This window comes from Vibrio sp. LB10LO1 (assembly GCF_010092875.1).
GTDB lineage: Bacteria > Pseudomonadota > Gammaproteobacteria > Enterobacterales > Vibrionaceae > Vibrio > Vibrio campbellii.
The window spans coordinates 33,498-58,338 of record NZ_JAADJW010000013.1 but is presented as its reverse complement, the minus strand read 5'-3'; the positions used below and the strand labels follow the sequence as shown (position 1 = coordinate 58,338).

Here is a 24,841-nt window from a genome sequence, read left to right as displayed (position 1 = left end):
CGCGTTCAACTTCGTTTCGCCGCTGAGAGTTTGAAATAAACATATGGTAAGACGTAGAGGACATGGATAATGGTTCTAAAGCATACCCCTCCCAAACAAAAGGCTTCTCATCCTATCCCGCAAGAAGCCTTCGATTGGTACGATGAATACGCTCACGGAAAGATCTCACGCCGCGAGTTCCTTAATAGGCTGGGTGGCCTTGCGGTGCTGGGTTTTAGCATGACGGCACTGGTCGATGCACTAACCCCGAATTACGCACTCGCAGAACAAGTTTCGTTTAACGATCCTGACATCAAAGCAACTTACGAAACCTTTCCATCTCCAAATGGGCATGGAGAAGGGCGTGGTTATTTGGTGATGCCACAGAAGAAGACCTTGAAATCGCCGACCGTGTTGGTGATTCATGAAAACCGAGGTCTGAACCCTTATATCAAAGATGTCGCAAGACGACTCGCGAAAGACGGCTTTATTGCTTTTGCCCCAGATGGCCTATACCCACTTGGTGGCTATCCGGGGAATGATGATGAGGGTCGCGCCATGCAGAAAGAGATGGACAGAGCCAAGATTGAACAAGACTTTATTGCCGCAGCTAATTTCATCAAACAGCACGAGGATGGGAACGGTAGGTTGGGGGCGGTAGGGTTCTGCTTCGGTGGTTATATTGTCAATATGCTTGCAGCAGTGATGCCCGATGAGCTCGATGCAGGTGTGCCTTTCTATGGAACACCAGCGGCACAAGAGATCCAAAAGCAAGTCAAAGGGCCGTTGATGATTCACTTTGCAGGACTCGATAAGCGTGTTAACGACACATGGCCCGCTTATGAACAGCAATTGATTGCAACCGACGCACAGTATCAAGCGCTAATGTATGAGAACGTCAACCATGGTTTCCATAACGACTCAACAGCACGCTACGCACCGGAAGAAGCCGCACTCGCTTGGGAGCGCACACTCGGCTTCTTCAAAGAACATCTCGCCTCTAGTTAAAGGCTTCTACTTTAGTTGGCACAGTCCTTGTTATGTCTCTCTTAGTGAGTGAGATATAAACAAGGAATGTGCATGACTCAATCAACGTCAAAAACACCCATCATAGTATGCTGTGATAGCCTCCAAGAGCAGGCTCGATTATCGGGCTTATTGAGCAAAGATTACGACGACATCATCGGTTGCCAATTGGCACAGCTAGAAACGTTAATGCAACGAGAACCGTCAGCAAGCGTTGTGGTTGGATGGCAGCAACCAACCGCAGAGCTGCGTCTAATTATCGATTTCTGTCGCAGAAAATCGGCACCACTTCTTATCGTCTTAAAGCAATTGTCATCCAATGATATCAATCGTTTATCGGAAAAAATGGGCTATGTTCTTATGCCGCACGATAGTGAGTTTGCACTTCAACCTTGGATTGAGCATGCAACATTAGTGAGAGCGAAATTCGAAAGTATGCAATCGGAAATTGCATCGCTGACCCACAAGATTGAAGAGCGCAAGCTGGTGGAAAAAGCCAAAGGTCTGCTGATGAAGATGCACAGCGTTGATGAAGAACAGGCTTACAAAGCGCTTAGAAATTCAGCTATGCAATCCAGCCAAACGCTCGCACAAGTTGCCAAGAATTTGATAACAACTTTGGAAGTGTTGGATTAGTTGTTCTACCACTTTGGGGTTGGGGTGCGTTTTCTAACGTGGTGCGTGTTGCACTATCAGCAAGCAATAACAGGGAATAACAAACAGCAAGATACGCTAATTTATTGTATTTACAATGAAAAATAAGTTGGCACAGTAATTGGATTAGTAGATTTGGGTTTATTGTTGAATCGCTTATCTCAATTATCAACGGCGGTAATTGTAGACTTAGCAACGGCGCTACTGCTCTTCGGAGTAGTGGCGCTTTTTTTATGGGAGCAAACCAATGAAATGGAGTTCGATGCTGAAAGTGTCAGCAATTTCGTTATCGGTATTCACCACGGTCAGCGTAAAGGCAGAGTTGGGTGAGCCAGAAATTGAAGACCTGAAGTTTGGTTTTATTAAGTTAACCGATATGGCACCGCTGGCGGTTGCTTATGAGAAAGGCTTTTTTGAAGATGAAGGCTTGTACGTCACTTTAGAAGCGCAAGCAAACTGGAAGGTGCTATTAGACCGAGTCATCGATGGTGAGCTTGCTGGTGCACACATGCTTGCTGGTCAGCCATTGGGCGCGACGATTGGTGTCGGCACAAAAGCAGAAGTGATAACCGCGTTCAGTATGGATTTGAACGGTAACGCAATCACGGTTTCCAATGATACTTGGGAGCAGATGAAGCAGTACATTCCAAAGCAACCGGATGGTAAACCAGTTCACCCAATCAAAGCGGATGCATTGAAGCCTGTGGTCGACAGCTATCTGGATAAAGGCAAACCGTTCAACATGGGCATGGTGTTTCCTGTATCGACGCACAACTATGAGTTGCGTTACTGGTTAGCGGCAGGCGGGATTCATCCAGGTTTTTACGCACCAGAATCCGGTGACAACAGTGGTCAGTTGGATGCTGACGTTCTTTTGAGTGTTACACCGCCACCACAAATGCCAGCAACGATGGAAGCGGGTACGATCAAAGGGTACTGCGTAGGCGAACCATGGAACCAACAAGCCGTATTCAAAGGCATAGGCACACCAGTCGTGACCGATTACGAGATCTGGAAGAACAACCCAGAGAAAGTGTTTGGTGTTTCTAAAGCTTGGGCTGAGAAGTATCCAAACACGCACATTCGCGTAGTGAAAGCCTTGATTCGAGCGGCACATTGGTTGGATGAAAACGTCAATGCCAACCGCCAAGAAGCTGTGAAGATGTTGGCGAAGAGCGAGTACGTCGGAGCCGATGCCGAAGTTATCGCCAACTCAATGACCGGAACATTTGAATACGAGAAAGGCGACAAACGAGACGTGCCAGACTTCAACGTGTTCTTCCGTCATAACGCCACATATCCGTATTACAGCGATGCGATTTGGTATCTGACTCAAATGCGCCGCTGGGGACAAATCTCAAGCGAGAAATCCGATGATTGGTACATGGATGTGGCAAAAGAGGTTTACCGTCCAGATATCTACCAACAAGCAGCTCAAGCACTGATTGAAGATGGTGTGTTGAGCAAAAAAGACTTCCCAGATTTCAGTGCTGAAGATGGTTTTCGCGCGCCACAAACACACTTTATCGACAACATCGTTTATGACGGTCGCGAGCCAAATAAATATCTAGAGAAGTTCTCTATCGGGCTTAAAGGAAAAGACAAAGTTTAGGATGAGCAGTCCTACAAAAAATACAGCGGGCAGGTGAGTCTGCCCGCAATAACAAGGATGTAAATTTCTTAGGAGTGAGTATGTCTAGTAATGTCATTTCCCTGTTTCCTGCTAAGCAGGTAGTGAACCGAAGTCGGTTGGTGCTTTTGCCCGTCATTGGTTTGCTTATCTTTTTGGCAATGTGGCACTTAGCAGCGAGAGAAGTGCAAACCTCATTAGGTACGCTACCGGGACCTGTGCAAACTTTTCAGCAGTTCAGCAACCTTGTCGATGACCATTGGCAAGAGCGAGAAAAGGAACAAGCGTTTATCGAACGTCAGGAAAAACGAAATGCTGCGAAGTTAGCCAAGAATCCAGACGCGGAAGTGAAGATTCGTCCTTACACAGGTAAGCCGACGTTCTTCGATCAAATCATAACAAGCTTAGTGACTGTGACTGCGGGCTTTTTGCTGGCGACGGTTATCGCGATTCCGCTTGGCATCGTGCTTGGTCTTAATCAAGGGCTGTATCAAGCGTTCAACCCAATCATTCAATTGCTCAAGCCTGTATCACCTTTGGCATGGCTGCCTATCGTTACTATGGTGGTGAGTGCCACTTATGTGAGTGATGACCCGATGTTTGCTAAGTCGTTCATCAACTCACTGATCACAGTGGCGCTGTGTAGCTTGTGGCCGACGCTGATTAATACCGCTGTGGGTGTAACGAGCGTTGATAAAGACTTAATCAACGTGAGCAAAGTGCTTCAACTTTCGTGGTGGCAGCACATCCGCACCATCGTTTTACCTTCTGCCATTCCAATGATCTTCACAGGTTTACGTCTCTCTTTAGGTATCGCATGGATGGTGTTGATTGCGGCAGAAATGCTCGCTCAGAACCCAGGGTTAGGCAAGTTCGTTTGGGATGAATTCCAGAACGGCAGCTCGGCATCATTGGGGCGCATCATGGTGGCTGTCATCACCATCGGCTTTATCGGTTTGATGCTCGATAGAGGCATGCTGCAACTTCAAAAGTGGTTGTCTTGGAATAAACAACAAGCGTTGAGATAAGGGAAACGATCATGGAAAAAGCATTATTAGATCTAACGCGATTAGGGATGCGATTCCCAACGCCAGATGGCGAGTTCATCGCGCTTAAGAACGTCGATTTACAAATAAATAAAGGCGAGTTTGTATCCCTAATTGGTCACTCTGGCTGTGGTAAATCAACGGTATTGAACTTAGTTGCAGGGCTGCACATGCCAACAGACGGCGGTGTGATCGTCGATGGACGAGAAGTAGCTGGACCGGGACCTGACCGCGCAGTGGTGTTCCAAAACCATTCATTATTGCCTTGGTTAACCGTGTATCAAAACGTTGAGCTTGCAGTAAAACAAATTGCCGGCAAAAAGGGCAAAGCGTGGATTCAGGAACAAGTGAATCACTACTTGGAGTTGATTCAAATGCAGCATGCCGCGCACAAAAAACCGGATGAAATCTCTGGTGGTATGAAGCAGCGAGTCGGCATTGCGAGAGCACTGGCACTTCAACCGAAGGTTCTGCTGATGGATGAGCCATTTGGTGCGTTGGATGCGTTAACACGTGCGCATTTGCAGGATGCACTGATGAAGATTCAAGCCGAGCTAAACAACACTGTCATCATGATTACCCACGACGTGGATGAAGCCGTGTTGCTATCTGACAAAATCGTGATGATGACTAATGGACCGGCAGCAACCATTGGAGAAGTGTTAGAAGTAAATCTACCTCGCCCTCGTGAGCGTGTAGCACTGGCAAATGATGCGCAGTATCAGAAGTGTCGACAAGCGGTGTTGAAGTTCCTTTACGAGAAGCAATCCAAAGTCGAGATTCCTGCTTCGAAAGAAGACAAACCCAAAACCGCAGCGCAAACTGCATAAGGAGGCAGCGATGAACAGTCCTTTAACGATTCCAGTAAAGAACGCATTGAGCCACATCGTTGTGGTAGGCAACGGTATGGTCGGGCAACACCTCGTCGAGCAATTAGTGCAGAAAAACGCGCATTTGGAGCACCGAATTACCGTGATTGGTGCAGAGCGTTTTATCGCGTATGACCGTGTACAGTTGTCCTCTTTGTTTGCGGGTAACTCTCATGATGATTTGATGCTGAGTACCCAAGAATGGTACGACATGCATGGCATCCAACTCGTACTTGGCAGCCAAGTAACAGGCATCGACAGAGAGCAAAAGCGCATTCTGCTTGATGGTGAAGATGTGCTGGGTTACGACCAACTCGTGCTCGCAACCGGTTCATACCCATTTGTGCCGCCAATTGAAGGTAAAGACCGCGCCAACGTGTTTGTCTACCGCACACTTGATGACCTTTCACAAATCAAAAAGGCATGTGAAGGCGCAAGAACAGGGGCAGTGATTGGCGGCGGCTTATTGGGTTTAGAAGCGGCAAACGCACTCAAACTATTGGGGTTAGAAACTCACGTGATTGAATTTGCTCCTCGCCTGATGCCCGTGCAGTTAGATGATGGTGCTGGCTTAGTGCTAAAAGAGAAGATTGAAGCGCTAGGGCTAACCGTTCACACCTCAACGGGTACGGAACGAATCTGCGATGGTGAAACGGCTAAGCATCGTATGGTTTTTAAAGACAAAGATCCTCTCGAAGTGGATGTCATAGTTTTCTCCGCAGGCATTCGCCCTCAGGATGAGTTGGCAAGGTTGGCTGAGCTAGAAGTAGGCGAGCGAGGCGGTATTGTGATTAATAACCAATGCAAAACTAGCGATGAGAGCATATATGCGATTGGCGAATGTGCCCTTTGGGAGCAGAAGATCTTTGGTTTAGTCGCACCCGGTTACACTATGGCGAGAACCACCGCCGATGTCTTGACTGGGATGCCGAGCGAAGGTTTTAAAGGTGCAGACATGAGCACCAAACTCAAGCTGCTTGGGGTGGATGTGGCGTCTATCGGCGATGCACAAATGCAAACCGAAGGCGCTCAAGAAATGGTGCTGCAAGATGCGGTTGCAGGCATCTACAAAAAGTTGGTGGTTGATGCGAGTGGCACTCAATTGCTTGGTGCGATTCTCGTTGGTGACAACAGCGACTACGATGCGCTTTTGCAGTGTTATTTGAACAAAACGCTCCTGCCAGACCACGCTGCGAACCTGCTGTTTGATACCGGAATGTTGGACGGAGAGATGCCAGACAGCGCCATCATCTGTTCTTGTCACAACGTCACAAAAGGCGACTTAGTTGCCGAGATTCAAGCCGGAACCACCAACCTAACGGACCTTAAAGCCAACACCAAAGCCGGTACTGGCTGTGGTGGGTGTAGCAATATGGTGAAGTCGGTATTGGATACTCAATTAGCAGCCATGGGAGTAGAGGTTAACAACCACCTTTGTGAGCACTTTGAGCTCAGTCGCCAAGAGATGTTCCATATTTGCCAAGTGGAACAAATCAAAGACTTCGACACCTTAATTGCACTGCATGGCAAAGGGCATGGGTGTGATATCTGTAAGCCGACAGCGGCATCTGTGTTTGCTTCTTTGTGGAATGAACACATCATGGAGCCACAGCATCAATCTCTGCAAGATTCTAACGATGCCTTTATGGCAAACCTCCAAAAAGATGGCTCTTACTCGATTGTGCCTCGTGTTCCAGGCGGCGAAATCACACCAGACAAACTTATCGTGCTAGGTGAAGTCGCTCAGCAATACGATCTGTACACCAAGATAACTGGCGGTCAGCGCGTGGATTTATTTGGTGCGCAGTTAGAACAGCTTCCTGAAATCTGGCAAACCTTAATTGATGCTGGTTTTGAAACAGGGCACGCCTACGGTAAATCGGTGCGCACCGTGAAATCTTGCGTGGGTTCTACTTGGTGTCGTTATGGTGTTGATGATTCAGTTGGATTAGCCATTGAGTTAGAGAACCGCTACAAAGGATTGCGAGCGCCCCATAAGCTTAAGTTTGCCGTATCGGGCTGTACTCGCGAGTGTGCAGAAGCGCAAAGTAAAGACATTGGGGTGATCGCCACTGAAAACGGTTGGAATCTATACGTTTGTGGTAATGGTGGCATGAGACCAAGACACGCGGATTTGTTTGCATCCGACTTATCCAAATCAGAGTTGATCACCATGATTGACCGAGTTTTGATGTTCTACGTCAGCACCGCAGATCGCTTGCAGCGTACGTCTGTGTGGATGGAGAACATGGAAGGGGGCTTAGATTACCTTAAGCAAGTGATTCTGGATGACTCTCTGAATCTATGTGACTCTTTGGATGAACAAATGGCGCGCGTCGTAGATACCTATCAATGTGAGTGGAAGAGTACGCTGGATAATCCTCAAAAATTGCAACGCTTCCGTCCTTTCTTGAACAGCACGTCGGGCAGCAAAGTCTTGCCGTACCAACGTGTGCGCGGTCAGCGTATTCCAGTGAAACAGGAGGTGTAAATGGCAGCTTTAACCAAAGTGAAATTGTGTCAGCTTGATGACTTAATGCCGTTTATCGGTGCCACTGTATTGATTGAAGGCGAGCATGTCGCGTTATTCTACATTCCTGATAACGGTGTTTACGCTGTTCAGGATTGGGACCCAATTGGTAAGGCTTATGTGATGAGTCGAGGGATTGTAGGTGATATTGATGGTGAGATGTGTGTTGCATCGCCTTTATACAAACAGCATTTCAGCTTAAAGAGCGGACAGTGTTTGGAAGACGAAGCGCACTGTCTAAAAACGTGGCAAATAACGGTCGACGATAATCAGGTTTGTTACTTAGTCGAAGAATGATCCTCGAAATTAGCTTGCTCGATATGAGTAAATTCTTAGCGTAAGCGATAAGCGAATAAAGCTCCAGAGACAGCACAGTATGGCTCTGGAGCTTTTTGTTATTTAGAAGGATTCACTTGTAGTTCGGTATAGCCAGTCGAGTCGTCCATCGCTCTAGTGAACTCAAGTTCTGAGTACGAATGGATGATCAATTCTGCGGTAGTATCAATCACAGTGCCTTCCAGCAAATGCCCACCCCAAACTCGTCCTTCACGATCAGACACCGAGATATGAACGTGTTGATGTTCAGGCGTTAGGGTTCCCATCACAGAGACGATTTCAAATGGCTCTTGTTTGGTTAACGTACTCTCTGCACCTGCCAAACGAAGGTTGAGGTCAGAGATACAGCCAACGCATGAAGCAATTGAACCCGCTTTGATACCGTGCTGCTCGACCAATTTCGCTAGGCTCAGCTTTAAGTCCATGCCTTTGGTAAGACGTACTGCTATCACTTCAATCGACATGTCACTTCCTAATCAAAACCAGCAAGCAGGAAAGCGCCGTATCCAAGTCGGCATAACGTTTGGCTTTGCCAAGTACACGCATACCTTGCATGTTGTTGAGAACAAAACGAGCAAGCTCTTCTGGTTTCAGCGTTTTTGGCACTAAGGTTTCCTTTTGCGCGTTGGTCAGCGCATCCGCAATGATGTCGATAAGATGGTCAAACAAAAAATGCCCTTTGCGCAGTACGTCATCGTCTTCACCTGCATGCTCAATCAACGCATTTTGAATAAAGCATCCACAGTTGCGTTTGCGTTGCAGCTCAGCAAAAGATTTAAGGAACGATTCCAACTCAGGTAAAGACGCGTTGTCTTTTTCCAAATCATTCAATGACGGTAGCGAGACCTTTTTCAAGTAAGTATCGAGCGCTTCGTAGTAGAGCTGTTGCTTGTCACCATAGGTGTTGTAAAGACTGAAGCGGTTGATATTCAACTCGTCGGTGAGATCCGAGATAGACGTGTTCGCAAAGCCCTTGCGCCAAAACACATCCATAGCCACGAGAAGCTTTTCATCTCGGTCGAAGTTGGCTTTTCTTGCCATAAATTACCTGCCTGGGTCTGCTTATCGGGTAATTGAATTGCTTTGGAGGGATGGTACAGAGAACCTCTAGCGTTCGAACTGAACCAATATGATGAATACCCATCTATTCTTGGGTATCAGCCCCCAAATTCATGTGAACTCACAAACGGCATCAAAAATTTCGCTCAGCAAACAGACCCACAACTGTTTGAAAATTTTAGATAGTGAAGTTCTTGACTGATCGTTTATAAACTGGCTACAGTATATCCTAACCAATCGGTTAGAAAAAGATAAAAGGATGTGAAATGAAGCTCTATGAAACCGCAATGACTCCAAGTTGTAAGCGAGTTAGCATTTTTCTGAAGGAAATCGGTGGCGAGGTTGAGCGAATTGCGCTGAACGTTCGAGAGGGCGATAACCTATCTGAAGCGTTTAAATCGAAAAGTGTGAACGGCAAAGTGCCTCTACTGGAATTGGATGATGGCACGACGATCTGTGAAAGCGTGGCGATTTGTCGCTACCTAGATGAAGCGTTTGAAAATGATCTGGCTCTGTTTGGCGCTAACCAGCTCGAACGTGCTCAGGTGGAAATGTGGCATCGCGTTGTCGAATTCCAAGGCTTGTACACGGCTTTTCAGGCGTTTCGCAATATCACAGCAATTTACCAAGATCGTGAAAACTGTGTTGCTGCGTGGGGTGACGAATCGAAATCTCGCGTGTTGGAGTTCCTACCTACGCTAGATAAGCGCTTGTCAGAAAGTGAGCACCTCGCGACGGACAACTTCACCATCGTGGACATTACTGGCTACATTTTTGTTGGTTTTGCTGTAAATGGTTTGAGTATTGAAGTGTTCGAAACTTACCCAAATATTGCGCGTTGGTTTGAGCAAGTCTCGGTGCGTGAGGCATTCCAAGACTGAGGCTGAGTCCTCATCAACAAAGCAGTGAAGCTTGTACAAGTTCGCTGCTTTTTGTCGTTTTAAGCGCAAAGATCTTCAATTTGCTCAGGTTTTCTCTTCTTTTTCTGCCTTTCTCCTATAATTAACTTTGATAATAAAACAACCTCAATTGGCTCTCACGGCGTTTTGGAACGTTACGTTCTTAGTTTGTAGACGTCCCAATCATTATTGGAATTCATCAAGTAATGAAGGACACCAAGCGACAAGGAGAGGTTATGCGTGTTCGAAGTAAAACCCTTAATGGCGTGCTTTGTACACTGCTCGTAGCGTCTGTATGCGGACTCGTTGCAATGTATCAAAGTCACACTCAGCAACATCAGCAAATTGAGTTGCTGCGCGGGCAATTGATGGAAAAAGAAAACCAAATTGTCATCTCGAATGAGGCGTTATCTTACACCCGTTATCAACACCAACTTTTAGCAGAAGATTACAACCGCTTTAGAGATGAACAATCCATAAGTAGCGTGCTGCAATAACGCAAAAAAGCAAGGAGACGCATGAAGTCCATATTGTTGGTTGACGACAGTAAAACGGTTCTGCTTTACATGACCAGCGCACTGCAAAAGCAAGGATATGAAGTCATTGCCGTTGAAGATGGTGAGTCTGCTTTAGAGGTGCTGACTCACCGAACTGATCTTCAGTTTGTACTCAGCGATTTGATGATGCCGGGTATTAGTGGCATTGAGCTTTGTCGTGCGCTTAAGTCGTCGGCGTTTTCACGTTACATCTTCTTTGTGCTTCTCTCTTCGCGTAACGATCAAGAATCCATCATCAAAGGTATGGATGCAGGCGCCGATGACTTTGTTGATAAGAAGACTTCTGTCGCTGAGCTGCAAGCGCGCATTCGAGCGGGCTTTCGTACGTTAGAGCTGCACAATACGCTCACCACGAAAAACCAAGAACTCAACTTGGCTTATCAAACTATTCAACAAGACTTGGATTCTGCTGGGGAACTAATGGAGCAGTTGTTACCCGTGGAAGAAGAGATTCACACGGCACAATTTAGCTTCACTTATGTCCCTTGTACCAAGATCGGTGGGGATATGTTGGGCTATGTGGAGCTTGATGAATCGCACGTTGCGTTTTATGTCTTTGATGTTTCCGGGCACGGTATTTCTTCGGCGTTGATGGCGTTCTCGATTCAACAAACTTTGTCACAACGTAACAAGTCGGAGTCGATAACGTTAGACTGGAGCAATAATGAATACCGTATCAGTGAGCCTGCCGCTGTGATTGAAAGGCTTAATCGACGCTATCAGCAAACGCAAAACAGCAAGCTCTATTTCACTATTGAATACGCCGTGTTGAACACCGAATCTGGTGAACTGAAATATTGCACTGCAGGCCACCCTAAATTCGTTTGGCAACAGACGGAACAAAACCGCTTGGAACTTGTTGGTGACAACAACTTCATTGTCGGGGCATTGGAGCCGATGATGTACCAAGGTGGCAGTATCCAACTCAAGCCTAATGATGCGCTTTGGTTCTTCTCCGATGGCTTATTGGAAGCCAAGCAAGGTGAGGAGCTTTACGGCATTGATCGACTGCTATCAAACATCGAAGGGAGTAAAGCGATGCCAGAAAAAGCACAAACCAATGCCGTTTTGGAGCGAGTGCAAAACTGGCAAGGAAAACCAGAAATCGACGATGATGTGAGCTTGTTGAAAGTGCAATGGTTGGGCTGTGCACAATCGCAAGCTGTTAAGTCGACAAGTTCGCTATTCCAGAAATCCTATCAAGCGTCTTTAGAAGTTTCACGCCAAGCGAGTCTCGAATTGGTTGAATTCCTTCAACAACATTCGGTTTCTTCTCATGTCACGCAAACCCTTGAGCTGTGTGTGGTTGAGTTGATGAACAATGCTTTCATCCATGCCTATCAAGAACAAACCGGAAAAACGGTTGAGTTAGAATGCGAACTAACACAAGGTGAGCAGCACAACATAGAAGTGCGTGTATTTGATTATGGCAATCGCATTTCTGATGAAACCTTCCAAAGTTACACCTCAAAGCAAATTGAGACGCCAAATCTATTCGATGAAGAGAGTTGGATGCCTTCAGGACGAGGTTTGATGCTCATTGCCCAGATGACGGATGCGTTTTCGGTGTGCAGCCAAGCTGGAAGGAACGAGTTTACGGTAATTAAATCGTCTTAGTTCGATAAAACTCACCCCGCAAAGGCGAGGTGAGTTGTATTTAATTACAGTGTGTTTTTAAAGATCTGACCATCTTTCATGATGAGATCCATTTCTGTTAGGTGAGAACCGTCTGGCTTCGCATCGTTGGTAAACCAAGTCTCACGTCCGCCGACTAAGGTAATGTCTTCTAGCGGGTTACCATCAATAAGCAAGATATCTGCATAAGCACCAACCTCAATCACACCGATTTTGCCGTCTGAATATGGGTTGATCCAATCTTCCATCAACTCTGCTGGGATTCGACCGCCGACCGAAGTCATTGCTTTAAGTGCATTGTAGTTTCCAAAGAACTTCGCGTTTAGGTAAATCTCATGCGCAATTTGCTTTGCACAGGTCGACGCAACGCCAACACAGTCGGTATTAAACGCGCGGTAGTCTGGGTTCACCTCATTGACGTTATCAACGTAAGAGTCGAATGCTTTTTGCGCCGAATGCAGCTTCGCTTGGATCATTGGATCTTGCACTACAGGCGTCTTCGCAAGTTCTGGAGAAAACGCAGTTAGGTTTGTCACTAAGAATGCACCTTCTTCTTTAAAGCGTTTGTGGTGCTCAGGTGAATACATAAAGCCGTGCTCAATGGTCTTCACTCCTGTATCTAGCGCTTGGTTAATCGCTTTTTCTGAATAAGCGTGTGTCGATACGTAAGAGCCATATGAATTTGCGATATCAACGGCCGCTTTCAGTTCCGAATCTAGCAATGACTGGTACTGCCACGGGTCGAACTTAGACGACACTCCACCAGATTGGAATACCTTTAAAAACTGCGCGCCCTGACGGAAGTTGTATCGACCTTGTTCATGAATCGCATCCACACCAGCAGGTGTCGACATGATATTCAGGATCTCAAGGTTTTGAGGTGAATCCGTTAGGCGACGAGATTGCAGACCAACGTCAGAGTGACCACCGACAGGGGCGATAGGAGCACCAGAAACAAAAGTACGAGGGAAGGCGTTTAAGCGACCATCGCGTTCCATATCTGTCCATGAGCCTTCTGCACCGCCCACATCACGAATTGTTGAGAAGCCCATATTTAGGTACATCTCACCAAAGCCTTGAGCATGAACCGCGATTTCCGACCAACGCATATCGTTTGTGCCCAATAAGCCTTTTGGCAATGCAAGGTGCATGTGTGATTCCACCAAGCCCGGCATCAAGGTTCTGCCTTCACCATCAATGACCTTAGCATCGCTAGGTACGTCGGGATTACCTTCGGTGATCGCGGTGATCTTATTGCCAGTGACAACAACCGATTGATTCTTAAACAGCTTGTTATCGGTGCCGTTAAAGATATTCACGTTAGTGAACACGGTAACCTGGGGTTGCTCGGCAACCGTTTCGGTTTGAGTCGTGGTAACCACTGGTGCCGCCATCAGTGAGCCAGCAACAACAGCAAGAGAAGTAGCGATAAGTGTTTTCTTAAGCATAAAAACCTCGTTGAATTTCAAACTGAATTTGGGAACTGAGGCTATCTTAGGAAAATAGGCTTGAGCTGAATTGCCATTTCGCGACAGTGAATTGAACAAATCATTCAGGTGCTATGCTTTAACTTTGTACAACACAGATGCACGCGCCAAGGAGCACTGTGATATGTCGAGAATAGAAATTAAACGGGACCGGCCACGTGTCGAATTGTTGTTTGCTAAATACAAAGAGCAGATCGGTGACGATTTTCCCGGTTATAGAAATCATGTATATCGGACCATTACATATGCGATGCATTTTTTAGGCAATGATGAGCGGTACGAGCAGTTAGTTGAAACGGCATTTGTTTATCACGACATTGGCTTGTGGACTGACTATGAGTTGGCTTATCTCGAACCCTCTGAAGCTGCAGCGTTAGCTGACAATGAACACTTTGAATGGGGTTTAGATCCTGATGCTTTGCGTGGAGCGATTCATTGGCATCATAAGATTTCTCCGTATAAAGGTCCGCACCAAAAAGTGATAGAAGCGTGTCGGAAAGCAGACTGGATTGATGCGACCAAAGGCAGTGTTCGCAAAGGGTTGAGTAAAGAAACCATCGCAGAAGTTGAAGCGGCTTTTCCAAACTTAGGCTTTCATGACACCTTGCTGCGCCTAGCAAAAGACTATGGCGGTTCAACGTTAGTTGGCGGTGTCAAAGTGACGCTGGGAATCGTTAAGTGGTAATTCGTATCTTGCCTTAACCGCGAAAGTCAAACCAAGTGGAAAGACAGAAATAAGTGCGAAAACAGAACCAAGAGTGATAACAAAAATGCCGAAGTGATGTAGGTTGCTTCGGCATTTGTTGTTTTTGAATAGGGGGTTATGCACTGACTTCTTGTTGCATGATCTGCTTATTAAAGGCGAGAGGGTCTTTCAATATGGCACGGCCGACGGCTGCCAAATCGAGCCAGCCGTTGTTTACCGCTTGGTCGATGTATTCTGCACTTTCAATTCCACCCACACCGATGATTGGAACACCCAAGTCTGTTTGTTTTAAGAAGGTTGACTCTGATACAAGATAGCCTTCGCCACGGCGGTCTTTGGGACGATTCCAGCCCCCAATACCCGATGAAACGTCGATAACATCTAAACCCGCTTTGATGAGTAACTGACACACTTTCACCATGTCGTTTTGCGTTAACCCTTCTGGGTAGAGGTCTTGCCCGGGGATGCGAACCATCACGCCAATATGGCTCTGAGCTTTGATGGCTTCGATGATCTCGACCACCAAACGAGCGCGGTTTTCTAATGACCCGCCGTATTGGTCATTACGCTGGTTTGTGACCGGAGAAAGAACTTGGTTTAAACCATAACCGTGGGCACAGTGCAGTTCGACAAAATCAAACCCAGCCTTGTCGGCACGCAGGGCTGCATCAATAAAGTTCTGACGCCAAACAAGCATGTCTTCCTGTGTCATTGCTTTTGGTTGTGGTAACACGCGATCGAAAGCGGGCACGGTTATGCCGGAAGGTCCCATTAATTCTGGGCAAACATCTAACTGGGCTTTACCGCCACAGTGGGTAATTTGGAAGCCTGCTTTTGCTCCGCGAGCATGAATGACTGCTGCGATCGCTTGCATTCCCTCGATACAATTATCGCTGTATGCCCCTAATTGGTTTGGCTCACTTCGACCAGTAAAGTCGACAAAGCTGTATTCCACCATCACAAGACCCGCACCAGATTGCGCCAGTTTGTCATAGTGTTGAATGGTGGTTTGTGTAGCAATGCCATCGGTCGTCGCGGTTTGGGAAGCCATGGTTGCACAACTAGACGGTTTTTGAGCTGGTGGTTAGCGGCTTTTAGCGGAGCGAAACGAGTCATAAGATCCTTCGTATGTCTTAAGTTCTTTGGCAACGTAAACGTGGTGTTTCTTACTGAGTAAGTTGCGACTAACAACTGATGCTCAATGGTTATACTCAAAAAGCCGATTCATTTCGTCTGTTATTCAGAGGATTGCCATGCTTGGTCACAGATTTAGGGGAGGGTAATGTAATTTACAGCCGTGCATTTTACGTCAGTACGTTTATAATGCAGAGGCAGTTTCTAGCGCCTTTTTGTGCACTTCTATTGATTTCCTCTCGAAGCGTTATCCTAATCTTTCCCGCGTAATGTCGTCTAAGACCAACTTTGCGTCATGACATCCATTCTTTCGCGTTGTTTCTACGTTAATGCCACTAACGCCCTTAAGTCGGAATAAGCGGCGATAAGATAACCCTTTACCTTTAAACCTTCTATTTTTAACCATTGAGGTCTAAATGAATAACCTAATCGTATTTACTGGTGGTCCGGGTTCGGGCAAAACCTCAGTGATTGAGCATCTTACTAAGCTTGGTTACGTTTGCGCAGCAGAAACCGGGCGTAAGGTGATCCAACATCAAGTGGCACTTGGTGGTGAGGCTTTACCTTGGAAAAACAAAATCGCTTTTCGTGATGAAATGGTGCGCGAAGAGCAAAACAATTATGAAGCCCACAAGTATCATAATGAGTTCGTCTTCTTTGACCGCGGTATTGTGGATTCATACGGCTATAGCCAACTCGAAAGTTTACCTATCCCGCAAGCGTTAACGAATGCCTGTGAGGAACAACAATACGCCAAACACATTTTCATCTTCCCACCTTGGGAGGCCATTTTTGTCAACGATGAAGAGAGAAAGCAAAACTTTTCGGAAGCCGTGAGAACTTATCAGGTGATGGTTGCAGCATACGAACGATTCGGATACACGCTGATTGAAGTTCCAACACTCAACGTCGAGCAACGAGTGCAATTTATACTCGAAAGCCTAAAAGGCGGTCCCATGATAGGCTAGTATTTCCGTGCATAGAGGGGCCGTTAAGACGAATTTGCAGAAGTTTTGTCAGTCCGATGAACTAAAACACGATTTGGTAATCATAGAGAAGGGCAAGGTTGACTTGGTCTTTTTTTCTATAAGCTTTCCTGATCAAAAGAGCGGCTTATAGAACCCAATAAAGCTTAGAAACAAAGTTCTCAAATACGTAATGTTTTCATTGTGACTGCATGATGTTATAACATAACAACTATTGTTTTCAGTCAATCCAAGTATTATGAAGTTTGTTCGTTATTCACTCATTGCTGTCGCTGCTACCGCATTCTCTCTCGCAGCATACCTCACCTATCAAGCAGAAACGAAACCTGAAGAAATCACTATTAAGGTGACGCCTTATTCTCAGTTAGAGAGCGCTCCAAAGTCTGGCACTCAATCAACGGAGGCGACACAAAAGAATGACCGCTCCGCTGAAGGTCATGACAACATTGCTCGTATTCATTACTTCGTCAAAGTCGGCGATACGCTTAGCACGATTTTTTCTTCATGGGGTGTGCCGTACGAAACGACGCAGAAGCTTCTTGAAGCTGACTTAATCTCACTTAAGCTCGATACCATTAAACCAGGCGACCACCTCGAGTTTGTGGTGGATAGAGACACTAAAACCTTACAGCAAGTGATTTTCCATGAGAGTCTCGTTGAACGCGCGATCTACACGCAAAACAGCGATGGTACTTTTGCGTATGACTTTGTGGAAGAGCCGGGTGAATGGCGTGAGGAAATGCACTCAGGGACGATCAACGGTAGCTTCTCATCGTCTGCTCATCGACAAGGCTTAACTACGACCCAGATTGCCAACATCACACGTGTATTGCGCGATAAAGTGAATTTTGCTCGCGAACTTCGTGCTGGTGATAGTTTTCATGTGTTGGTTCGTCGCCAATATGTTGATGATCATTTAACTGGCAATACAGAAGTACAAGGCATTGCAATCAAGATGCGCGGCAAAGATGTGGAGGCGTTTTTGGCGGAAGATGGACGTTTTTATGACCGAGATGGAAACAGCCTTGAGCAAGCATTCAATCGTTACCCTGTCGACAAACAGTTCCGTCGTATTACCTCACCTTTCAACCCTTATCGGAAACACCCAGTGACAGGACGTATCTCACCACATAATGGCACGGATTTCGCGACGCCTGTTGGCTCTCCAGTCTACTCTACTGGCGATGGTAAAGTGATTGCGATTCGTAACCATCCTTATGCGGGGAAATACTTGGTAATAGAGCATAACAGTGTCTACAAAACGCGTTATCTGCATTTGAGCCGTTTCTTAGTTAAGAAAGGAGACCATGTTAAGCGTGGGCAGAAGATTGCGCTTTCCGGAGCGACAGGTCGTCTAACAGGCCCACACCTGCACTTCGAAGTACTGGTACGAAATCGAGCGGTCGATTCAATGAAAGCAGACTTGCCACTTGCAAGCTCGATCCCAAGTAAAGACAAGCCTGCATTCTTGGCAAGAATTTCTCAGTTTGATGACATGGTTTCCATAGAGCAAAACGCGAGCAATGTGGACGCGAAAGAGGAAAAACGGACTTCTTGAGCCTAATCTCAGATAAAAAGTGCAATACGCAGTGAAAGGCAGGCTTCGGCTTGCCTTTTTTGATTGTAATACTTGGAGAAATAGTGGGTAAAATAAACACAAAACAAGCGTAAATACATTATTGTCAAGGTCGAGCTATATTAGAAAAAGTGAAAGGATTAGAATGATAGTTAGATTGTTAATTGAACTATTAAGTTGAAAATAGAATTAATACTCTAGATGTTGTAGGATAATTATTATTTCTGTAGCTCATGAAAAATGTGTGACGTTAATTCCAAATAAAAGCAAATGTTGACTTCGATTTTTTATTAATTTTGCATCTTTACTTCATATTCCAAAGTGGTATTGAAATGAAATAACCATTCATGTGACTTATTTATTGTGCGAAATTTACTACATGGCAATCATGTGGTTTATTCTTTTAAATATGATTTTTTATTGAGTTGTCTCATTTAAATTGTTGTTATATTGGATTTTTATTCTTTTTTTGACCGGCTTGTTATAGTCTCTTTTTATGTCGTTGAAACATCTCCTTTCCAGCTAAATTCAATAGCTTTCGTTTCGCTAAATTAAAGGTGGCTAATTAAGTTTATTCTATAAATAGTATTTAATTGGCTCTTATATAATCATATGGTTTATAAAATTGTGGTTTTATTCCCATAAATAGATAAATTTTGATATTTATCCCAGAAGTGAAAATGAATTTTTGCCTTGGTTATTTTTATTTATAAATTAAGTGTGCTTGCAAGGAATCGTTGAATTGCTAATTGCAGGTTTTTGTACAGTACCTAAATAATTAATATAAGACTAAGGACTTAAATATGTATCTAAGAAAGGGCAGTGCTAATCAGACCAATTCCATTGGTTATCGTACGTTAGGGCTAACAATGCTTTGTTCTGGCTTATTGTTGAATCCAATTTCACAAGCCATGGCCGCAGAGTTCAGCACCGATGCGGTAGCTCAGTCAGAAAGTGAATACTGGAGCACCTATAAGCTAGATATCACAAACACAGGCTCAGATAGCGCAGACATGCGTGAAGCTGTGATCGAATTTTTATTGCCGGTAGCGATTAACGAAATCAATTGGGCGTCAAACCATCTTTCTTACCCATCATGGGAAATCTCACATACGACGCAAGCGGATGGTGTATTGAACTCGGTGACATTGACGTTCCCAGAGGGCTCTTGGGTTGATAGTGAGCTAGCCTCAGGTGAATCTGCGGCATTGACTATCTCTTTCGGTGGCGAATTGAATGACCTGAACGCGTTTGAGAATTCTGTTGTGGTGAAAGTGGATGGCGAAGTTGTTCCGCCACCAGAGTTTTCACTGGATATCTTAGCGCCTGCTCAAAACTCAGTGGTTTACACAGGTACGAATGTTGACATCATCACGGGTGTCGAAGGTGACGGTGCAAGCAAACTAGAATTCTGGGCAAACAGTACCAAATTGGGCGAGCAAAACGTTGTAGAAGGCACAACAGAATACCAGCAAGCTTGGCTTCCAACAGAAGTTGGTGCTGCGTCGATCACTGTAATGGCGTTCAATGACAATGGTGACAAACTCACAGAGAAAGCGATTCAAGTGACGGTAGAGTCAGAATCGACGGCGCCAAATCCACCTGTAATTGAGTTTATCTCGCCAGACGCAGGCTCTTCTCACCAAAAAGGTGACAGCATCACAATTTCAGCGCATGTGACGGATGCAGATGATGACTTAGCGACCGTTAAGTTCTTCGCTAACGATGCAGAAGTGTGTTCTCTTGATGCGAAAGCGACGCAAGATTTCTCTTGTGACTGGACAACGCAAACGGCAGGCTCTACAACGCTTCGTGCGGAAGCAAAAGATGACGAGCAACATGTCTCTAGTAAGAACTTAACCATCACGGTGACAGATACAAGCACAAGCTGTGGTGACATACCTCAGTACGAAGATGGTGTGGCTTATCAAGTCGGTGATGAAGTCACTAACATTGGCAATATCTACTCGTGTACGGTGGCTGGTTGGTGTGGCAACCCAGTATGGACACCGGGAACAGGTCACCCTGATTACCCGGATGCGTGGAAAGATGCATGGAATGAAGTTGGTGAGTGTGATCCAAACCCAGTACCAGTGGTGGACGTTCAATCGCCGCAAGATGGACAGAAAATCGCACCTAACCAAGCATTCGACGTGGTTGTCGATGCTACGGATGACAATGAAGTTGCCCGCGTTGATGTTCAATTGAATGGTCAAGTGGTTGCGACATCAAACACGCCTTCACAAGGAGATACTTACACCATCACGGTGCCTGCCCAAGTCGAAGGCCAATACACATTGACGGTAGTTGCTTACGATGATCAAGGTGCGAGTGCAGAGGCGGCGCCAATTTCTTTAGCGATTACTGATAAAGACTTGGTTGTTTCTTTAGCATCTCCTGTCGATGGTTCAAGCTACTTCGAAGGTCGTGCGATTTCGATCAAAGCAGACGCGAAGAGCTACGAAGGCGATATTTCCTCGGTTAGCTTCATTGCGAATGGCAGCGAGCTGTTTAAAGACACTGAAGCACCTTATGAATATGAATGGCTAGGTGCTCAAAAGGGTACATACGCTATCACAGCAAAAGCGGTGAATACGGCCAACCAAGAGCAAACGTCTGCAACGTCTAACATTACGGTGAAAGAAAGCACAGGTGGTGGCGGCTTAGTCGATAACCCTGACCGCTCTATCAGTTACCTAACGTCTTGGGGTTTGAATGACTACCAAGAGTTATTCAACTCAGAAGGTGATGGTTACCTATTGTCATTTGGTAAGTGGGACGCAAGCGGTAATATCACGATCTCTGATAGCATGCTTACGCCACCGGATTACAACCCGGACTGGATGCCAACACAGTACCTAGCATGGTCAACGCTCAAGCATGACAATGAAAATGTCACTATGATGGTCGCGTTTGGTGGTCAAACTTACGAAAGCATTTGGTCGGCTATCAGTACGCCTGAAAGCCGTGAATCGGTTGCGACAGGTTTGGTTGATTTGGTGCATACGCCATTCCCTGTGTACAAAAAGAACCTAAAACCTGAAGAGGTGGAAGGCGAGTGTCTTGCAACAAATTCAGACGGTAGCTGTGACTACAGTAAGTACCAATTAGCGGGTTACGTGCACATTGATGGTCTAGATTTCGATTTCGAGAAAGCGGCACGAATCACGGACAAAGAGAATCAGGACCTGACGGCTTTGATCAAACTGATCCGTGAGAAAGTGGGCAATACGAAGGTTCTGTCTCTGACGACTTACCACGTAGGCGCGGATCCAGTTGAATGTATGGACGCGAGCGTATTTGAAAACTGTTCTTACATTGAAGAGTCTGGCCGCTCATCTCACCACGGTGAAGTGATTGATTTGTTGAAAGCGACCAAGAACGACTTTGATTTCTTCAACGTGATGACATACGACGCGGGTCGAAACTTCCTATACGAAGTGGCGGTGGCAAACTATGCTGAATACATTGGAGACAAGTCGAAGATTGTTTTAGGTAATACGATCAACAGTCAGTGGGCACCAGGTGGTAACTTTGTCGAAACACGCCAGAACAACCTAGATCGTGCTAAATGGCAGAAAGATAACGGTTATGGTGGCTTCTTTATGTGGACGTTGGGTTCAAACAACCAAGGTTTGAGCATGGCAGAGCAAGTGGACTACTTTAACGACATGATCGGCGTAAGCAAGTAGTACTCACCTCATCTTGTAATCTACTTGAACGACGGAAGGCTCTTATGCCTTCCGTTATTTCTTCAATCTTCATCATGGGAACGCTCTTGCTCGCCGTATTCCCATGCCAATCTCAAATAAAAGTCAGTGGTGACAATATGTCGAAATTAGATTCTGGTCAGAACCAGAAAGCGATTCCGCACGTCCAAAATACATCCACTCAACAATACGACGCGTTCAGCAAATGGCTACACTGGATTATGGCAGTGATTATTATCTATGCAACGATTGCAGGCTACGGCATGTTATTCGTTATGGATATGCCGCAACTGTTCCACGTTTTATCGACGCTTAATATGTCGTTTGCAACGATCGCTTCGGTACTATTAATTGTGAGGTGGGGGTGGTCATTTTTTCGTGAGACACCAGAGCTACCAGACACAATTCCAAACACTCAGAAAAGCATGGCCAAACTTGCACATGGCACTCTCTATCTAGTGATGTTCGTTGTGTTTGTTAGCGGTTTTTTAATGCTTAAGCACGAGTACCCATTCTTTTGGCTGTTTACTATTCCAAACCCAATTTCAAATGCTGAAGTGAATGCGTTCTTTTTTATGGTTCATCGTTTTGGTTGCGCGACTTTGGCAAGCTTGGTTTTGCTACACGCACTGGCCGCTCTGAAACATCATTTCGTGAATAAGAATGATGTCTTAAGAAGTATGGCGTTTAACTTGTCCAAGCTAAGTCGGTCATAAACCTTAAAGAAAGGTTTTGTTTGATGGCGCATAAAAAAAGGCTTGGTGAGCCTATCCAAGCCTTTGTTGCCAGTTAGCAAGCCGCTTTTGGGCTACTAAACTACTTTTTAAAGGTTAGGTTCAGAGTAAGCGGAACTCTATCCGAAATCTTAATTCCACCAACCGTTGCCGCCAAGTTGGTCAAGTTTTCCGTTGGGATACCGAAATCACTAGCACCGATGATGACAGGGGCACTTGAACTTACCATTACGGTATTACCTGCATTGAGTACCACAACAGGGAATTCTACGGATTTTGTCTTACCAAACAACGTCACTTCTGCCGGTACTTTTACCTTGTGTGAGCCTTCACCCAGAGCGGCCCAATCCACTTTGCCAGCCACTTTTACTGGTGCGTGTTTTGCAGATTCAAAGAAGATCTCGTTCAGGCGTGTATTTCGGATTGGAATCCCTGTATTGATGCTGTTTAGGTCGATAGCGACATCGAATTGCCCATCACTGTTGAGTGTTCCGGATAGGGCATCAATGGTCGCGGGCTCGACAATATACTGCTTTTTGATTGTTGCGAAGCTTAGGGAAGAGAGATCGGAATCAAGCGTGTAGTTGTCTGCAGCAAATGCGGCACTAGAAAACAGTGCGACTGCGATGCTTAGAGTAGAGAAAGCCTTTTTCATTATTGTTAACCTTATTTATGTTGAGCGATGGTTCTACATGATAGTAGTTCGGATTTATAAAAGTTAATAAGGAATTAAATCGATTGATTTCAATGATTTTTTCGATGTGATTGACCGCGCAATTATCATAAGTAGATATCAATACAACTGATGTTACGTCTGCTCTGAATGTCAAAAATACGCTAATTAGCAAGGGCTTATTAAGTATGTACGAATGTGTGAGCTTATTTCTAATGAACAATTCGCGACTTACTTGGTTTGTCGTTACACTCTTCGCACAGTTTAATAATTGGTTAGGTTAGTTGGCTTATGTATACCGTTGGCATTGTGTTGTTTGATGATTTCACTGACGTAGACTTTTTCTTGATGTATGACCTGTTGGGAAGAACCCAAGACAGTTGGACCGTCAAAGTGTTAGGAACCAAGTCAGAACATATTTCTCACCTAGGTATGGCGGTAAAAACGGATGGCCATATCTCTGAAGTTGCTACACAAGACGTTGTGCTAATCGCAAGTGGCAAGAAAGGGATCCCAGCAGCACTCCAAGATAGAGAGTTTATGTCGGCAATGAAGCTTGCCCCTGAAAAGCAACTGATTGGCTCGATTTGCGCCGGCTCTTTTATCTTGCATGAATTGGGTTTACTTGATGGTAAACAGCTCACAACAAACCCAGATGCGAAACCAGTATTGGAAAGCATGGGAGGGGATGTTCAAGATGTTCCTCTCGTTGTAGAAGGCAATATTGCAACAGCAGGTGGTTGCTTATCACTCATGTATCTCATTGGTTGGCTAGCAGAACGTCTGTTTGATTCTGATAAGCGACGCGAAATTCAAAACCAGTTGATACCTGCTGGCCAGTTGGAGCACTTTGAGTTGTTGATATCTAAAACAATCGCGGATGCGGAGCAGAAAAATCACTCTTAGCTTCCGGTCTGATGTGTAAAAGAATTCCAGTCAAACTTCCAAATAAATTGATCGATTGAATAATTTGGTGCGTAGGCATCAGAGCGATTGAAAGTGTTTTAAACACGCTCATGAAAGGGAGACTGAAAATGGGACTTTTACTACGTTCACTCACCACACTGGTAGCTACCTTCGCACTTACTTTTAGTGCAGTAAGCTATTCCGAGGCACCAAAATGGGCAAACCAGATTGACGCCTCGATTGTGGAATTTGCCGTTGGTGCTTCCGGTGAACCGTTTGATTTTGATGACAACGGTGGAGACTTCGATATTTTGGTTGCCGCTCTGATCGCCACAGGCGTTGTCGAGGCTTTTGATGGCACTGACTTAACGGTATTTGCGCCGAACGATAACGCATTCTACATGCTCACCGGCACAGATAACGATACAGATGCCTTCAATGCTGTACTTTCACTGTTAAGCGAAGAAGAGATCGCGGCAGTATTGGCTTACCATGTCACGCCTGATGTTCGCAATTCGCGCTCAGTGACACGAGCGAAAACGATTACCATGCTCGACGGCAATACGATCAGCTTTGAAGGAGGGTTGATAATCGCGACCAACTCAGAAGCTGGATTGCTTGATATTGATAACCGACTATCAGATGGTATGGTTCATGTTATTGACACGGTTTTATTGCCATAGAGACTCGCTAGTCATATATCGTAGTT

Annotated in this window: 22 protein-coding genes; 17 read left to right on the top strand and 5 right to left on the bottom strand. The window is 45.5% G+C overall.

Annotated features, from left to right (window positions below):
- The first annotated feature begins 69 nt into the window (after nt 1-69).
- The 7 genes from GXP65_RS11640 (at nt 70) to nirD (ending at nt 8,031) form a co-directional block, all read left to right on the top strand.
- Nucleotides 70-987, top strand: coding sequence for a dienelactone hydrolase family protein (locus tag GXP65_RS11640; protein ID WP_162092868.1), 918 nt, complete (start codon nt 70-72; stop codon nt 985-987).
- Between the two features lie 72 nt (nt 988-1,059).
- Complete coding sequence (locus tag GXP65_RS11635; RefSeq protein ID WP_162092867.1) at nt 1,060-1,641, top strand: ANTAR domain-containing protein; 582 nt, start codon at nt 1,060-1,062, stop codon at nt 1,639-1,641.
- Between the two features lie 265 nt (nt 1,642-1,906).
- Nucleotides 1,907-3,271, top strand: a complete 1,365-nt coding sequence (locus GXP65_RS11630) for a CmpA/NrtA family ABC transporter substrate-binding protein (RefSeq protein ID WP_162092866.1) — start codon at nt 1,907-1,909, stop codon at nt 3,269-3,271.
- Nucleotides 3,272-3,351: 80 nt separating this feature from the next.
- Nucleotides 3,352-4,317, top strand: a complete 966-nt coding sequence (locus tag GXP65_RS11625; RefSeq protein WP_005375889.1) for an ABC transporter permease — start codon at nt 3,352-3,354, stop codon at nt 4,315-4,317.
- Between the two features lie 11 nt (nt 4,318-4,328).
- Nucleotides 4,329-5,165 (top strand): ABC transporter ATP-binding protein, encoded by an 837-nt coding sequence (locus GXP65_RS11620; RefSeq protein ID WP_162092865.1) that lies wholly within the window; start codon nt 4,329-4,331, stop codon nt 5,163-5,165.
- A 10-nt stretch (nt 5,166-5,175) separates the two neighbouring features.
- Nucleotides 5,176-7,695 carry a nitrite reductase large subunit NirB gene (nirB, locus tag GXP65_RS11615; RefSeq protein WP_162092864.1) on the top strand — a complete coding sequence of 840 codons (2,520 nt, stop codon included), beginning with the start codon at nt 5,176-5,178 and terminating at the stop codon, nt 7,693-7,695.
- A complete protein-coding gene (gene nirD / locus GXP65_RS11610; RefSeq protein WP_162092863.1) occupies nt 7,696-8,031 on the top strand; it encodes a nitrite reductase small subunit NirD in 336 nt (111 codons plus the stop codon). It begins immediately after the preceding gene.
- A 98-nt stretch (nt 8,032-8,129) separates the two neighbouring features.
- Here nirD and GXP65_RS11605 read toward each other — a convergent pair whose 3' ends face one another.
- Together GXP65_RS11605 and GXP65_RS11600 are read right to left on the bottom strand one after the other, a co-directional pair.
- Complete coding sequence (locus GXP65_RS11605; protein WP_009704592.1) at nt 8,130-8,534, bottom strand: PPC domain-containing DNA-binding protein; 405 nt, start codon at nt 8,532-8,534, stop codon at nt 8,130-8,132.
- Nucleotide 8,535: 1 nt separating this feature from the next.
- Complete coding sequence (locus GXP65_RS11600; RefSeq protein ID WP_162092862.1) at nt 8,536-9,111, bottom strand: TetR/AcrR family transcriptional regulator; 576 nt, start codon at nt 9,109-9,111, stop codon at nt 8,536-8,538.
- A 284-nt stretch (nt 9,112-9,395) separates the two neighbouring features.
- Here GXP65_RS11600 and GXP65_RS11595 point away from each other — a divergent pair, with 284 nt between their 5' ends.
- From GXP65_RS11595 to GXP65_RS11585, 3 genes are all read left to right on the top strand, one after another.
- Nucleotides 9,396-10,010, top strand: a complete 615-nt coding sequence (locus GXP65_RS11595) for a glutathione S-transferase (protein ID WP_162092861.1) — start codon at nt 9,396-9,398, stop codon at nt 10,008-10,010.
- A 254-nt stretch (nt 10,011-10,264) separates the two neighbouring features.
- A complete protein-coding gene (locus tag GXP65_RS11590) occupies nt 10,265-10,525 on the top strand; it encodes a hypothetical protein (protein ID WP_071235930.1) in 261 nt (86 codons plus the stop codon).
- A 21-nt stretch (nt 10,526-10,546) separates the two neighbouring features.
- Nucleotides 10,547-12,202, top strand: coding sequence for a SpoIIE family protein phosphatase (locus GXP65_RS11585; RefSeq protein WP_162092860.1), 1,656 nt, complete (start codon nt 10,547-10,549; stop codon nt 12,200-12,202).
- Between the two features lie 44 nt (nt 12,203-12,246).
- On the opposite strand, the gene GXP65_RS11580 is transcribed toward GXP65_RS11585, so the two are convergent.
- Entirely contained in the window at nt 12,247-13,668 is a 1,422-nt protein-coding gene (locus GXP65_RS11580; RefSeq protein WP_162092859.1) for an amidohydrolase family protein, read from the bottom strand.
- Nucleotides 13,669-13,831: 163 nt separating this feature from the next.
- On the opposite strand from GXP65_RS11580, the gene GXP65_RS11575 reads away from it, so the two are divergent.
- Complete coding sequence (locus tag GXP65_RS11575) at nt 13,832-14,392, top strand: hypothetical protein (RefSeq protein ID WP_045454520.1); 561 nt, start codon at nt 13,832-13,834, stop codon at nt 14,390-14,392.
- Between the two features lie 136 nt (nt 14,393-14,528).
- Here GXP65_RS11575 and GXP65_RS11570 read toward each other — a convergent pair whose 3' ends face one another.
- Nucleotides 14,529-15,464, bottom strand: a complete 936-nt coding sequence (locus tag GXP65_RS11570; protein WP_240334992.1) for an NADH:flavin oxidoreductase — start codon at nt 15,462-15,464, stop codon at nt 14,529-14,531.
- Between the two features lie 499 nt (nt 15,465-15,963).
- Here GXP65_RS11570 and GXP65_RS11565 point away from each other — a divergent pair, with 499 nt between their 5' ends.
- The 4 genes from GXP65_RS11565 (at nt 15,964) to GXP65_RS11550 (ending at nt 22,535) form a co-directional block, all read left to right on the top strand.
- Complete coding sequence (locus tag GXP65_RS11565) at nt 15,964-16,515, top strand: ATP-binding protein (RefSeq protein ID WP_162092858.1); 552 nt, start codon at nt 15,964-15,966, stop codon at nt 16,513-16,515.
- 256 nt (nt 16,516-16,771) lie between these two features.
- Nucleotides 16,772-18,091 (top strand): peptidoglycan DD-metalloendopeptidase family protein, encoded by a 1,320-nt coding sequence (locus tag GXP65_RS11560; RefSeq protein ID WP_162092857.1) that lies wholly within the window; start codon nt 16,772-16,774, stop codon nt 18,089-18,091.
- An 821-nt stretch (nt 18,092-18,912) separates the two neighbouring features.
- On the top strand, nt 18,913-21,801 hold the full coding sequence (locus tag GXP65_RS11555) for an Ig-like domain-containing protein (protein WP_162092856.1): 2,889 nt from the start codon (nt 18,913-18,915) through the stop codon (nt 21,799-21,801).
- A 137-nt stretch (nt 21,802-21,938) separates the two neighbouring features.
- Nucleotides 21,939-22,535, top strand: a complete 597-nt coding sequence (locus GXP65_RS11550) for a cytochrome b/b6 domain-containing protein (RefSeq protein WP_086370711.1) — start codon at nt 21,939-21,941, stop codon at nt 22,533-22,535.
- A gap of 100 nt (nt 22,536-22,635) precedes the next feature.
- Here GXP65_RS11550 and GXP65_RS11545 read toward each other — a convergent pair whose 3' ends face one another.
- Nucleotides 22,636-23,208, bottom strand: coding sequence for a YceI family protein (locus GXP65_RS11545; protein ID WP_005431348.1), 573 nt, complete (start codon nt 23,206-23,208; stop codon nt 22,636-22,638).
- Nucleotides 23,209-23,517: 309 nt separating this feature from the next.
- Here GXP65_RS11545 and GXP65_RS11540 point away from each other — a divergent pair, with 309 nt between their 5' ends.
- The gene (locus tag GXP65_RS11540) at nt 23,518-24,132 is read left to right on the top strand and encodes a DJ-1/PfpI family protein (protein ID WP_162092855.1); all 615 of its coding nucleotides are present in this window, start codon (nt 23,518-23,520) and stop codon (nt 24,130-24,132) included.
- A 128-nt stretch (nt 24,133-24,260) separates the two neighbouring features.
- On the top strand, nt 24,261-24,815 hold the full coding sequence (locus tag GXP65_RS11535; RefSeq protein WP_162092854.1) for a fasciclin domain-containing protein: 555 nt from the start codon (nt 24,261-24,263) through the stop codon (nt 24,813-24,815).
- The last annotated feature ends 26 nt before the right edge of the window (nt 24,816-24,841 follow it).